The sequence below is a fragment of the Bacillus cereus group sp. BfR-BA-01360 genome, assembly GCF_022663595.1.
Taxonomy (GTDB): domain Bacteria; phylum Bacillota; class Bacilli; order Bacillales; family Bacillaceae_G; genus Bacillus_A; species Bacillus_A cytotoxicus.
Map to the genome: position 1 here is coordinate 18308 of NZ_JAKUFV010000016.1, position 13863 is coordinate 32170.

Below are 13863 nucleotides of genomic sequence, written 5' to 3' on the forward strand. Positions count from 1 at the left end.
GTTGTAATGATTGTTTCGCACCGGTGAGATGATGAAATTTGTTGGTTGGTGGCTAAGTTATTAAACTTGATAAGGAAATGAAGAATAATAAAAAACCCTTAGCTCACAATTTTGTGTGCTAAGGGTTTTTATTAATGTGGTAAGAAAATTAATTGATAAGCAAATAAAATTCCAAATATATATACAAGCGGGTGAACAGCATTGAATTTACCTTTTGCCATTTTCATAAGTGGGTATGAAATAAATCCAAGGGCAATCCCTGTTGAGATACTGGATGTAAGTGGCATGCTTAAAATCACTAAAAATGCTGGGAATGCTTCATCAAATACATCCCAATCAATGTTACGTACAGCACCCATCATTAAGCTACCAACGATAATTAATGATGGTGATGTGATTGCTGAAACGCCAGATACAGCACTTACTAAAGGACCGAAGAATGCTGCAGCTACAAACAATACAGCAACTGTAATTGTTGTTAAACCAGTGCGGCCACCAGCTGCCACGCCCGCAGAGGATTCAATGTAAGCTGTTGATGGTGTTGTTCCAAACATAGAACCAATTGTTGCTGAGAAAGAATCTGATAGAAGAGCTCGTCCTGATTTTGGAAGTTTGCCATCTTTCATAAATCCACCTTGCTGAGCTACTCCAAGTAATGTACCCGTTGTATCGAACAATGTAACAAGGAAGAATGAAAAGACAACGCCGTACAATCCGTATTGGATAACATCAGAAACAGCAGTAATTGGATTAGAAACAATAATTCCTTCAGGTAATCCAGGCATGGATGTAATGCCGTTTGAGAATGTTAATTGTCCCGTGAAGTAAGCAATTATTCCCGTTAATAACATTCCGATAAAAATAGCACCATTTATATTTAAGGACATAAGAATAAGCGTAATTCCAAGACCTGCGAACGCTAGTAACACAGGAGCAGAGTGAAGGTCACCAAGTCCTACTAAGTTAGAGTCATGTTTTGTTACGATTCCTGTCATGCGTAAGCCGATAAAAGCAATAAATAAGCCAATGCCAGCAGTGATTGCATGTTTTAAGTTATTCGGAATGACTTCCATTAATTTTGTACGGAAAGATGTGAATGATAATAAAATTAAAATCATACCTGCCACAAATACAGCAGAGAATGCAATTGTAAATGTCATGCCTTCGTGTGCTTTTACTACCGAGTATGAGAAGTAAGCATTCAGTCCCATACCTGGAGCAATGGCAATTGGTAAGTTTGTAAAGATGGCCATAAATAATGTTCCGACAATAGCAGCAATAATTGTTGCTGTAAATGCTTGCTCAAAAGGAACACCCGCATCTCCAAGGATAACAGGGTTTACGACAATAATATATGCCATTGTTAAAAAGGTGATTATACCTGCCATAATTTCAGTTTTAATAGAAGTTTTATGTTTTGAAAGGTTAAACATATAAACATCCTTTCTGTTTACGAATGATTCTAGCAACAGTTATATATAATATTCGTTTTTTGTTTTTTTTGCAAGAGTTTTGTACAAAAAAAGTTTATACCATTTTGTATTTTATGTTTTGATGTCGAATATTAGTCATAAAACGATGTATACAATTCGTGTTTTTTCCGCTATTGATGGATAGTAAGACTCCTCTTTAAAATGCAGTGAAAGTACTTGATACATAATTACTTTTAGTAGATATGTACATGATAAGAAGAAAAGAGTAAGAAGGAGTTGAAAGAACGGATGACACAGCAGAAAACATTTTTAACATTGCCACCGCAACATCAAAATAAACAACCGGGAGTAGAGTCTCTTATGAATCCACTTCCTCAATATGATAATCCGTACTATAAGGGAAGCGGGAAATTAAAAGGGAAATATGTGCTTATTACAGGGGGAGATAGTGGCATTGGAAGAGCGGTATCAGTTGCTTTTGCAAAAGAAGGGGCAAATATCGCAATTGCTTATTTAGACGAACATGAAGATGCAAATGAAACAAAAAAGTTAGTAGAGAAACATGGTGCAAAGTGTATATTGCTTCCAGGAGATGTAAGTGATGAACAACATTGTGAGCAAATTGTGAAAGAAACTGTTTCTCAATTAGGTGGTCTCAATATTCTTGTCAATAATGTCGCGCAGCAATATCCGCAGCAAAGTTTAGAATATATTACTGCGCAGCAACTTGAAAAAACATTTCGTATTAATATCTTTTCTTATTTTCATGTTACAAAAGCGGCATTAGTACATTTAAAACAGGGCGATGCTATTATTAATACAGCATCTATTGTCGCATATGAAGGAAATGAGCAACTTATTGATTATGCGGCGACAAAGGGAGCGATTGTTGCTTTTACAAGGTCGCTTGCAAAGTCATTAATGCAAAAAGGAATCCGGGTAAATGGTGTCGCACCGGGCCCTATTTGGACGCCACTTATTCCATCAAGTTTTGATAAAAAGAAAGTAGCTGAATTTGGAAGCGATGTTCCAATGAAGAGACCTGGACAGCCATATGAATTGGCACCAGCTTACGTATATTTAGCTTCAGAAGATTCAACCTATGTCTCAGGACAAATGATTCATGTCAATGGTGGAGTGATTGTAAATGGATAAAGTGAAATTTTAATCAGTGGGGGGCTTCATCCCTCACTAATCGGGCTGCTATTTCTCTAAAATAGTGGATAAAGAAAAAGGAAAGAAGAGTATTCATGTTTTATTCATAAGAATCGGCAGTATAGCAAAAGCTAATGGTACCATTGTATATGGTGGTACTGGGGGGATATAGATGAAAAAATTATGGTTAGCAGTCATCCTCTTTTTCAGCCTGCCGATTCATACGCTTGCTGAGACAGATCATCTCATATTGATTAATTTGACGACCAATCAATTATCTTTTTTTGAAAATGGGAATTATGTAAGAACATTTCCGGTAACAACAGGAAGTCCTCGTACACCAACTCCTAAAGGAAGCTTTTGCATCATTAATAAATATAAAAATAAAGAGTATCATCGAAAAAAAATTCCAGGTGGTGCTCCTAATAATCCACTTGGAACAAGATGGCTCGGCTTAAATGAAAAGGAATATGCAATTCATGGAACAAATCGTGAAGGCACGATTGGAAGGCGAGAATCCAATGGATGTATTCGCATGCATGATCGCGATATACAATGGTTGTATGATCGCGTATCCGTACAGACAAAGGTAATTATCTCAAGCTTTCATGCATCTCCAGAACAGGCAGCTCATATGTATGGGTACCGCGTTGTAAGTTGGAATGGTCGCAAAGTAGAAGAAGATCAAATTGGAATGTTGACGCTTGTAGATCGCATGAATTTATATTGGCAAGAACCAAATGGGCAATTGACAAAAATAAAGACAGTGTTGCCGAATGAGCGATATCCGGTCTATTCTCAACGAAAAAGGGGGTACTATTATATAGGTAATAATTTTTATATGATAGATGAATCAGGAGAGAAGACTCACTATGAACAATTACCTCATTCCGTTTTGAGCAATATATATAAACGAAAATATAATATTCAATAATAGCTACCGTAAATTTTTGGTAGCTTATTTGGAATGTTTCCCCAATTTGTCATATGTTGAATATAATACAGTATAGATTGGGGGGGCGGATATATGAAGAAAGGAAATAGTGAATTTGCTTTTAAAATTTTTTTAATTACAACTGGTTTATTTGTTGTGTATTTATATGCACTGCTGTTCTTTTTCCTGTATGTACCATATGTTGATCTACTTTTAATGATAGGTTTTATTTGGGCTTTTATTGAAGCAAGAGATGGCGAGGAAGGAACATATCGAGAAATTACTTTGTGGGGAACAATTGTGATTGTGATCTTATACATGATACTCATGCATGATGCTTGGCAATATGGGAGTATTATGATATGAAATAGTGCAGAAGAAAACCCCTCATCTTTCATACGATGAAGGGTTTTGATTTAATATTTTGGTTTAAAGGTTTGGCAACACGTTTCAAAGCTTGTTGTTACTGCACTTTCAAATGTTTCACCTGTTAAAGCTGCATTTGTATAGGAATTATCTCCTGGTTGATTTGCATTTTGATCATCAGGCTGAACGAAGATTGCAGTTGCTTGACAAAAGTTGCCTTGTCCCCAAAAGGAACAATTGGAAACGGAACAGCGTACTTCTGGCATAAAACCCCTCCTTATATAGTAGTGTGGGATTTTATATCCATTTCATGTATAGCGGAAGTTTCCTTTTCTTGTTACTTTTTCGTTTCTTTCAACCATTTACGAAAGGTTTCTTTGCCTGGGTCGCCGCTGATGCGACTTACTTCTTTTCCTTCTTTATAATGAATGATTGTTGGAGTCCCTTTAATGTTGAACTCGTCCCAAACAGCATCAGGTTCTTTTTCAATATCGATCACTTTCATATCAACATTCAAATCTTTCGCAAGAGGGACAACGATAGGAGACACCTTTTGACAATGTACACAATTTGTTTGATAAAAGTAAATGGTCTGGTTTTTTTTGTCTGTAATATTTTTACGAAGCTCCTCCAGGGTAATCTTGTTTGCATAGTAATCTTTTTTACTATTATCTTCCATAAATCTTACACCCCAAAGGGCCACAAATAAAACGATAACAATACCGCCAAATATAAGCAGTTTTTTCATGATTTCATCTCCTTATTTATTTTTTATGATTATAAAGCTACAAATGATGATGGTCATAAATCCGATTAATGCTAGAAATGGAATCGTGATGAAACCAAACCAGTTTATATATTCTCCTGTACAAGGGACACGTCCGCAAACTGCTCCGGCTTCTGAAAGGGCTGAGATTTTTTGGATTCCATAGTGATATAAAGAAATGCAAGCACCAATACTTGCGATTGGCAAGGAATAGGAAGCGATGCGATAGTCTTTTTTCGCTATAGCTATACCAAGCCATAAAACGAATGGATACATAAAAATACGTTGATACCAGCAAAGCACACAAGGTTCGAATTTCATAATTTCAGAAAAATATAAGCTTCCAAGTGTAGCGATAAAAGAAGCTCCCCAAGCGGTCAATAAAGCGTATTCTTGTTTCTTTTCACGGTCCATGTTTTTACCTCTCTTATAATAGTTACATACTAAATTATAGTATGAAGAGGACATGAAAATAAAGAAAAAATATTTTTATCAAGAAAATTTATCGTAGTAAAAACAAAAAACAAGGTATACCACCTTGTTTTTATGAGTTATTTACAGCTCTTGTGACGTTGAAAAAACGTTGAAGAGCTTCTTTATTTTTTTCGGGATGTATTTGTAATATGGAGCCTGCATGCTCAATAAAAGCATGATTATACTCATTCTCAAGAGGAACACGCATGGTTTCTATTTTTGGTGTTGATAATAGACTATTGCGAATTGCAAATAGCGTTTGTACATCTAAATTTGTTTGGATGTCTGGTGCGATTTTTTGTGCCATTGCTGGTATATCAAGCATTCCATCTAGAGAATGCATCTTACGAGTAAATGTTCGTTTAACTGCTTGAAGTACTTCTTGTTGCCGTCTTACACGACCAAAATCACTCTCTTTATCGTGACGAAAACGAGCATATTTTAATAATTCTTTTCCATGAAGAGCCTGCATCCCAGGTGCTACAGATAATTTCATGTCATCGATAATGGATTGCGTGACATGTACTTTAATTCCTTCTGGTGCGATTGTATCTACAATGTTAACAAACGCTTGAAAATCGATTGTTACGTAATGGGAAGTGTCAATTCCGAAATTGTGATGAATTGTTTTGCGTAACAGTTCTGGACCACCGTAGTAGTAGGCAGCGTTAATTTTATTATATTTTTTGTCATAGGTAGGAATTTCTACATAGCTATCGCGCATAATAGAAGCGAGTTTGGCTGTATGCTCTTTTTTATTATATTGAGCAATCATAATGGTATCCGCACGCCCATGTTGTTCGTCGCGTGAATCACTGCCGATAATGAGAAGATTGTATGTATATTTATCTTGTTTCTTTCCATGAAATGAATCCATGTTTTTCTTTGGTTGACAACCGGTTAAGACTGTAATGATACAAAGGAATATGTATAACAGTTTCCGCAAAGTTATCACGTCCAATTCACAATCATATATGTATTATGAACATGAATGTGGAAAAACATTCAAAAAGTTGGCGATTTCTACATGAGATAGCAACTAACCGATCAATCCCGTTACTTCATCGTTAGTAAAATTAATGCTTGTAAAAAGAGCCCGTCCAAAAATAATTCTTCTTGGACAAGCTCTTTCTTTACATTTGTAGCTGTTCAATTTCTTCCATATAGGACTTTTGTGAGGCATGGTCAATATATTGGAATAACAGTTGTAGTTGTTTATCTACTTCAGATAATTGTTTTCCATATTGATACGCATGTAAAAAGCGTTCAATTCGTTTTGAAAATATTTGATCTTTTGTTTGTACCATTAAAACAAGTAACTTATCCCAATTACAACAATATGTGTAATAGAGCGCTTTGTCGTAGTCGTTGTAGGTGTTCATTGTGTACCTCCTTACCGAGGAGTTACATATAGTGTGTGAAAGATAAGTGGAAATACACGTGAAAGAATTTGCTAATAAACAACGAGAGGATTCCTCGTTTTTAAGCTTTGGGCATTGGTGTAGGCGTCGGTTTTGCATAGCCTTCTTTATATGTATTGTCGATGTAATTTCTAATTTCAAGTAGAGACTTTCCGTTTTGCTGCATAGATGCAGATTTGACTGCAATTTCTAAACAGTTTACACATGTTGTTGCATGGGAGTCCCAAACAACTTCTCCATTTTGTTTTATTTCTTTAATAAAACAATTTTTATTACTTTTATGTCCCACATTTTCACCACATCCACAGTAACAAGGAATCCAACTTAATAATTCGGCGTTGTTTCCTGCGACTGTATAGATATCTTTTAGTTGTGGGTCTAGCTTGTCTAAAAAGGTTGGGAGTGTTTCTACTCCATTTGTTTTTTCTTGCACGTCACCTTGTGCAATGTGAGAAGCATGATCTTCTTTTGATCTTGAAACTTTCTTGTCATGTGCACTACTACATCCAGTAAGGAGTAGGCTCATGATTACAAGTAGAGAGAATATATATTTTTTTATATGCTTATCCTCCTTTAGCTACGTATTAATTGAATTGTATCAAATTCTCTACTGTTATGGAGCAGTTTTTTTCTTTTTCCATCGCCAGCGAATCGAGTGCCATATACAAAGTAAGGGAATGTATGTATATACAATATACATTCCAGTTTGAGATAAAGTGGTGTTTAATATGTTGATACTTTCTCGATTTGTAAAAAATAAAGAGGCGATGAATACAATTGTAATAAAAAAAGGGAGTGTAACTTTAAATGAGATATGGAAAGAACGCTTTACAGAACGACAAGCTGACCAGATTGTTAAGCATAGGTTGGGTAAAATAATCAGTAACCAAATAAAAATAATAATGTACTCAAATCGTTGAATAAAAGGAACTTTAATAATTTTTAACATCGTTAATGTTGGCCAGATGGTGTGATTTAGTAAGCCTTCACCAAAATACATAATAGAAACGGCCGCTAACACTCCATATACAATGGTAGTAAATAAAATACCACCATGAGCCCATTTTTTAAATGATTTTCCTTTTTCAATAAATGGATAAAAAACAAGTATGGCTTCAAATCCTAAAAATTCTAATGAAGAATCTTTAGCTGATTGTAACATTTCAATAGGTGAGTGTATGAAAATTGGTAATATGTTACGAAAATGAGCATATTGTAGTGGGAAAACTAAAAAAAGAACAACGAAAATGGGTAATACAGTTCCCCAAAAGCAGATTCCAGTTACAGAGCGGAATCCTCCTTTTAATGCATAGTAAGTAACAAGTAAAAAAAGTAAAGTCAACGTCCATCCTTTTATGGTAGGGAATACCCAAACTTGAATTACTTCAATATATGTCCGTAGAACGGTAAGACAAAATAATAGAAAATAAAAAGTGAAACATAATGTTAAGAAAGACCCAATCCATTTTCCGAAGCATGTTGTATGGATCTGAACTAAATCACCATCTTTCTCTAACATTTTTAACATACAAAATAATACAATATGAGTTGCAGCACCAGCTATAATGATAGCAATCCATGCGTCATGACCAGCGCTCTTTATAATAATTCGTTGATAACCAAGAATACCCACTCCAATTTGTAAGGAGTGTAGTAAAAAAAATATGAAATAAGGAGAAACAGTTTTTGTTTTTTCAGTGCTTTTCGTACTCATCTTATCACCTCACTATTCTCCGATGCCAGATTGTACAATATTCACATTTACATCAACATGAATATCTGTTGAAGGATACATCTTTCTAATTTCTTTTATGTTCCATTCCCTTGTTCGGCTTCTCATTTCATCACATATACCTAATGGATCTATGTTTTTTTGCTGGAATTCTTGAATGAGTTGTTCTGCTTGTTTTTTTAGCGTATTTTCTACTTGTTTTCGAATGAAAGAAATATTTTTTTTATTTGTTAAGTTCATCCAATTAGGGGAGCTTGTGATTAATCCGTTTAGCTTTAAACGAATGCGTGCTTTCGCTGTATGATCCATATTGTTAACTTGGTAGATGCTTTTGCCAGATAAATTTTGAATCACAACGAGCCCTTTATGTTTCCCTTTTCGAATAGGTACTTCATAGCGGCCATTTTTTGTTGGATTCATAAGAAGTTTGACTAAAAAGGATCCTTGGTTATCCGTATACATGACGACTTTATCTTTTTTTAAAAAGGCAAGTCCTTTCACTGAAACTGCCTGGTCTTTATCGATTGAAATATACGGCAAAAAAGGGTCACGTACTTTTGAGTAATAGTCATATAAAAACAAATTTAAAGCTGTACGAGGAATCGTTTCATTTCGTACATTTTGTTCCAGTAAATCAGCAAGATATAAGGAACCGTGTGTTTTTACATGCTGTAAAAGCTTTTTAGATGAACCATCAACAAGAGCGAGTTGTACATCGCGACCAATGTTCGGATTGCGCTGTAAATTATTCACTATTTCACCTATTCCATATGTGCCAAAAGACTTTCCAAATAAGACGACACGCATTTGTCCAACTACAATATTATGCGGAGACTTTGCGTTCAAACGAGACGTAATCGTTTCGAGTGAAATTGCTGTCGTTGTTTGCGTTTTCGGTTTCGTATTTACACCATGGGTATATTCGGGATATAAAATAGTTCCTTGAAACTCCTGTTTTTTTGACATATCAAATCCAGCTGCATGAATCATTCTTTGTGTATCTACTGTATGCATTTGTGCGCATCCGAATTGAGAGCATAGCAAAATAATGACTAAAAAAGATAATATTCTTCTCATGTTTTCTCTCCATCGTATTTTTGTTTTGCTTTTTTAGCGTCATAACGCCATTGTGACTTTGGGCGTAAGAAAGAAGGGCGATTTGCCGTTTGACTAAATGGAAGACGAAGAAATCCTTCCGCTGTACTTAAACCACGGAATGGATATAACGGCAATAAATAAGGCGATCCAAGTGATTTTAAATGAAGTAAATGAGTTAAAATGAATACAAATCCGATAATGAGACCGAGACCTCCAAATGCACCAGCTAAAAGGATAAGTAGGAATCGGAGTAAGCGAATTGTAGATGACATTTTGACAGTTGGCGTTGTGAAAGATGCAAGAGCGGATAAAGCGACCGCAATTAATAAAATGGTGCTTGTTAAAGCTGCTTCAACAGAAGCTTGTCCAATTACGATTCCACCAACAATTCCAAGGGTTTGCCCGACTTTTGTTGGTAAACGCGCACCTGCTTCACGTAATAACTCAATTGTAATTTCTAAAAAAAGTGCTTCTAAAATTGGTGGGAAAGGTACATTTGCTCGAGAAAAAATAATCGGACCTAATAAATCTGCCGGAATCATTTGATAATGATACGTTAATACTGCTGTATAAATCGCAGAAGAAAATAACGAGAAGATCGCACCAAAAAAACGTATCATCCGAAAAAAAGAGCCAATAAGCCACGGCAAATAATAATCTTCCGGTGAAATAAAGAAATCTAATAAAGTTGTTGGACCAGCTAATGCATAAGGTGATCCATTTGTTAAAATGAGCACTTGTCCATTGATTAAAGCAAATACAGATCGGTCAAGTCGCTCTGTCGGTAGTAGAACGGGAAATGGCGAATTACTATTATCACTAATAAATTGCTCAATCATTGTTGCGTCAAAAGGAACATCAAAATCAATGCCCTCTAAGCGTTGAATAGCAGTATGAATATGTTGTTTATTCGTAATGCCTTCTATATAAGCTACGGCAACTTTTGTTTTGGATATAGATCCAACCGTAATTTCTTTGAAAATTAATTGTTCTGTTACAATATTTTTGCGTAGTAAGTGAATATTGATATCAATATTTTCGACAAGCCCGATTTTAGGTCCAATGACGCTATACTCATTTTCTGTATCGTTATATGTACGAGCTCCTATTGATGTATTTTCTACACGTATAAGGACATATTGTTTTGAATGGTTTTGCATTTGAATGAGAACATATCCAGCTAATAATTTTTCACGAATATCATCAATAGAAGGAGAGACGACAATGTCTTCCATGGGAATGCTATTTGCTACATCCGTTATATTTTTCAGCTTATTTAACTGCTTTTTGAGCGGTGTTAAAATAAACTGTTCAATGAGGCGTGCATCGACTACCGTTTTGTAATAAAAAAGACAGAGTGTTTCGTCCTGTACAATAGGGTAGGAAACAAAATCAAGAGATTCTTTCATTGTATGAATAAATTCAGGAATAGAACAAGGCGTCTTTTTCTTTGTCGATCCTTGTTTTTTTGATGAAAATTTGAACATCATATCCACCTCTTTTCCTTTATAAGTTGCTTTCGTTAGTTTTTGGGGATAGCGAAATATTATACGGTAAAATAAGGAGAATGTTTATGATGAAAAACTTGTGAACATGTCAAGTTTTTTAATTCATAGTAACTCTCGCTATTTTAGGGCAGGATTTTGATGGCTTTTCAACATAAAATATTGATTAATGATAGAAAACTAAGTTATAATCGAAATTGAAAATCACTATCAATAACAAACGTATACATATAGAGTAAAATAAGGGAGAGAACAATATGACTACATATACTTCCAGTGCAAATGTCATGAAAGAAAGGCGATCGATTCGTACATTTATAGATAAAGCAGTTGAGAAAGAGCTATTAATTGAATTATTAAATGATGCGGCATGGGCACCGAACCATAAACATCGTGAGCCATGGAATTGTAAATTATTTATTGGCGAAGGGCGCAAGAAACTAGTAGATGCCGTATTAAATTCTTTTACAGAAGAAGAAAAAGCAAAGCGCGGTAAAATTTTATCCGATCGTTTCTTAAGCACACCTGCTCAAATCGTTGTTTATATGGATGAAGATCCACGTCAAATTCAGCGTGATGAAGATTATGCCGCAACATGTGCATTTATGCAAAACTTTCAATTGCTTGCGTGGGAACGCGGTTTAGGCTCTGTTTGGAAAACAGGTGGATTAATTTATAATCCATTATTTATAGAAGGAATTGGACTAACAAAGGGACAGCGCATCATTGGTATTCTTCATGTCGGTTATTTCGATAAAACGCCAGAAGGAAAAGCGCGCACACCGATTGTGGAGAAACTAGATATTATTGAAGAGTAATAAGGATAGAAAAAGTGACACTTCACATTGATAGTGTCGCTTTTTCTATCCTATTTTACAATCGAATTGTTTTGTAATTTGGGGCATTTTTTCTGTAATTGTGCAATAAAGGCTTCTTCGTTTTGTGGTGAAAGTTTCAAACTGCTAAAAAGTGAATTTCAATCCCTTCTAATGTTGCAGCTAACCGAAACCCGAGCATCATGTCATTTGTTTTATTGACCTTTGTCATATGGGGGATACGGAATGCTGCATCGAAATGGCCCACAGCGTGCATAAAGAGTTTCTTCTCTAAATTCATATCGAATATCAGACATAATCCAAAACAAAAAGAAATTAATTCGTATAATTAACGAGAGTAAAATAATAAAGTCAACAGAAGTTAATGTAGAATCTAGAAATAGTGGAAGTGCTAGCAATAAATGAGGTAGTAGTAGTCCAAGTCCCGAAACAATATAGAAAAGGGCTCGTTCTCGGCGAACAGCCCATACTTCATATCATCAGCTCCTTTATGATACATATGGAATGAGATTGTGTATATTTTAATATTCTATATTATAGTAGGAATTTCTGTTTACATTCAGGAAACGAAATGATTCCGATATGCATGAGAATTTTGTTTAGTTTTCATGAAAGCTTGTTTCCCTTCATACACTTTCTTAAGGGAGAGTGTAAGGAGGGAAAATAATGAGAGCGAGTGATGATAAAGAACTGCAATATGCGATTGCTGAAATTACAGAGATTGCGACTGGGTTTGGACTAGATTTTTATCCGATGCGCTATGAAGTATGCCCAGCGGAAATTATTTATACATTTGGTGCGTATGGCATGCCAACACGTTTTTCACATTGGAGCTTTGGAAAACAGTTCTTCAAAATGAAGCTGCATTATGATTTGGGACTTAGTAAAATATATGAACTTGTGATTAACTCGGATCCATGTTATGCATTTTTATTAGATACGAATTCTTTAATTCAAAATAAATTAATTGTGGCGCACGTATTGGCGCATTGTGATTTCTTTAAAAATAATATTCGCTTTTCGAATACGAAGCGCGATATGGTGGAAAGCATGGCTGCGACTGCTGATCGTGTTAAAGCGTATGAGCATAAATATGGAAAAGAAGAGGTCGAAAAATTTTTAGATGCTGTACTTGCAATTCAAGAGCATATTGATCCATCGCTTATGCGTCCAAAATTAGCATGGAGCATCGAGGATGTGGAAGAGGAAGAAGCAGAAAAGAAACGAGTTTCAGAATACGATGATTTATGGAGATTAGATGAACAAAATGAAAAGAAAGAACCAGCGCGAATAAGAAAAAAGAAAAAAATTCCACCAAGACCTGAAAAAGATTTGCTTTTATTTATCGAAGAGTATAGCCGAGAACTAGAAGAATGGCAGCGCGATATTTTAACGATGATGAGGGAAGAAATGCTTTATTTTTGGCCACAGCTTGAAACGAAAATCATGAATGAAGGCTGGGCTTCGTTTTGGCATCAACGCATACTCCGTGAAATGGACTTAACATCCGATGAATCGATTGAATTTGCGAAATTAAATGCAGGCGTTGTGCAACCTTCTAAAACGAACATTAATCCGTATTACCTCGGTATTAAAGTGTTTGAAGATATTGAAGAACGCTATAATAACCCGACCGAAGAGATGAAGCGTCGCGGGGTGAAGCCTGGGTCAGGTCGTGAAAAAATCTTTGAAGTACGGGAAATTGAATGGGATGTATCATTTTTAAGAAACTATTTAAATAAGGACTTAGTGATGAGAGAAGATATGTACTTATTCCAACGCCAAGGGAAAGAGTATAAAGTAGTGGATAAAGAGTGGGAACACGTTCGCGATCAGCTTGTAAATATGCGGACAAATGGCGGATTCCCATATCTAGTCGTAGAAAATGGAGATTATTTAAAGAATGGCGAGCTATATATTAAGCATTGTTATGAAGGAATTGAGCTCGATTTAAAATATTTAGAGAAAGTACTGCCATATATTTATCAACTATGGGGAAGAACGGTGCATTTAGAGTCGATTGTAGAGAGTAAAGGTGTTGTCTTTTCATATGATGGGAAGATGGTGCATCGGAAGTATGTGTGAAGAATAGTTATGTAATGAAAAGGATGGATAAACAATTGTATTTACATTTTTTGTCCAT

General features: G+C 35.4%; 16 protein-coding genes. 5 read left to right on the forward strand and 11 right to left on the reverse strand.

Translation table 11 applies throughout. The features are described 5' to 3' along the window. Positions 1 to 131: 131 nt before the first annotated feature. Positions 132 to 1433, reverse strand: a complete 1302-nt coding sequence (locus MR056_RS14785) for an NCS2 family permease (protein WP_011983734.1) — start codon at positions 1431 to 1433, stop codon at positions 132 to 134. Positions 1434 to 1721: 288 nt separating this feature from the next. Between MR056_RS14785 and MR056_RS14790 the strand changes: the two genes are divergently transcribed. From MR056_RS14790 to MR056_RS14800, 3 genes are all read left to right on the forward strand, one after another. Beyond that, positions 1722 to 2588, forward strand: coding sequence for an SDR family oxidoreductase (locus MR056_RS14790; protein ID WP_011983735.1), 867 nt, complete (start codon positions 1722 to 1724; stop codon positions 2586 to 2588). A 172-nt stretch (positions 2589 to 2760) separates the two neighbouring features. Beyond that, positions 2761 to 3522, forward strand: a complete 762-nt coding sequence (locus MR056_RS14795) for a L,D-transpeptidase (protein WP_242136574.1) — start codon at positions 2761 to 2763, stop codon at positions 3520 to 3522. Between the two features lie 93 nt (positions 3523 to 3615). Then, the gene (locus MR056_RS14800; RefSeq protein WP_011983737.1) at positions 3616 to 3888 is read left to right on the forward strand and encodes a hypothetical protein; all 273 of its coding nucleotides are present in this window, start codon (positions 3616 to 3618) and stop codon (positions 3886 to 3888) included. Positions 3889 to 3938: 50 nt separating this feature from the next. Here the strand turns inward: MR056_RS14800 and MR056_RS14805 are convergent, their stop codons facing one another. The 9 genes from MR056_RS14805 to MR056_RS14845 form a co-directional block, all read right to left on the reverse strand. Continuing rightward, a complete protein-coding gene (locus MR056_RS14805) occupies positions 3939 to 4154 on the reverse strand; it encodes a DUF1540 domain-containing protein (RefSeq protein WP_011983738.1) in 216 nt (71 codons plus the stop codon). Between the two features lie 71 nt (positions 4155 to 4225). After that, positions 4226 to 4636 carry a thioredoxin family protein gene (locus MR056_RS14810; RefSeq protein WP_242136575.1) on the reverse strand — a complete coding sequence of 137 codons (411 nt, stop codon included), beginning with the start codon at positions 4634 to 4636 and terminating at the stop codon, positions 4226 to 4228. Between the two features lie 12 nt (positions 4637 to 4648). Next, positions 4649 to 5068: a disulfide formation protein C gene (locus MR056_RS14815; RefSeq protein ID WP_048721441.1), complete on the reverse strand. Its 420-nt coding sequence runs from the start codon at positions 5066 to 5068 to the stop codon at positions 4649 to 4651. Between the two features lie 130 nt (positions 5069 to 5198). Next, positions 5199 to 6083 (reverse strand): LCP family protein, encoded by an 885-nt coding sequence (locus MR056_RS14820; RefSeq protein WP_242136580.1) that lies wholly within the window; start codon positions 6081 to 6083, stop codon positions 5199 to 5201. A gap of 178 nt (positions 6084 to 6261) precedes the next feature. Continuing rightward, positions 6262 to 6510 carry a YhdB family protein gene (locus MR056_RS14825; RefSeq protein WP_011983742.1) on the reverse strand — a complete coding sequence of 83 codons (249 nt, stop codon included), beginning with the start codon at positions 6508 to 6510 and terminating at the stop codon, positions 6262 to 6264. Positions 6511 to 6610: 100 nt separating this feature from the next. Continuing rightward, positions 6611 to 7108 carry a PCYCGC motif-containing (lipo)protein gene (locus tag MR056_RS14830; protein ID WP_041809460.1) on the reverse strand — a complete coding sequence of 166 codons (498 nt, stop codon included), beginning with the start codon at positions 7106 to 7108 and terminating at the stop codon, positions 6611 to 6613. A gap of 54 nt (positions 7109 to 7162) precedes the next feature. After that, positions 7163 to 8263, reverse strand: a complete 1101-nt coding sequence (locus MR056_RS14835; protein WP_242136576.1) for a GerAB/ArcD/ProY family transporter — start codon at positions 8261 to 8263, stop codon at positions 7163 to 7165. 12 nt (positions 8264 to 8275) lie between these two features. After that, complete coding sequence (locus MR056_RS14840) at positions 8276 to 9358, reverse strand: Ger(x)C family spore germination protein (protein ID WP_242136577.1); 1083 nt, start codon at positions 9356 to 9358, stop codon at positions 8276 to 8278. Continuing rightward, positions 9355 to 10866, reverse strand: coding sequence for a spore germination protein (locus tag MR056_RS14845; RefSeq protein ID WP_242136581.1), 1512 nt, complete (start codon positions 10864 to 10866; stop codon positions 9355 to 9357). Before MR056_RS14845 ends, MR056_RS14840 begins: the two co-directional genes overlap by 4 nt. A 275-nt stretch (positions 10867 to 11141) precedes the next feature. Here MR056_RS14845 and MR056_RS14850 point away from each other — a divergent pair, with 275 nt between their 5' ends. Beyond that, positions 11142 to 11702: a nitroreductase family protein gene (locus MR056_RS14850; RefSeq protein ID WP_210351935.1), complete on the forward strand. Its 561-nt coding sequence runs from the start codon at positions 11142 to 11144 to the stop codon at positions 11700 to 11702. A gap of 136 nt (positions 11703 to 11838) precedes the next feature. Here the strand turns inward: MR056_RS14850 and MR056_RS14855 are convergent, their stop codons facing one another. Further along, entirely contained in the window at positions 11839 to 11976 is a 138-nt protein-coding gene (locus MR056_RS14855) for a hypothetical protein (RefSeq protein ID WP_237701317.1), read from the reverse strand. Between the two features lie 410 nt (positions 11977 to 12386). Between MR056_RS14855 and MR056_RS14860 the strand changes: the two genes are divergently transcribed. Further along, positions 12387 to 13805, forward strand: a complete 1419-nt coding sequence (locus tag MR056_RS14860; RefSeq protein WP_210351936.1) for a SpoVR family protein — start codon at positions 12387 to 12389, stop codon at positions 13803 to 13805. Positions 13806 to 13863 lie beyond the last annotated feature (58 nt).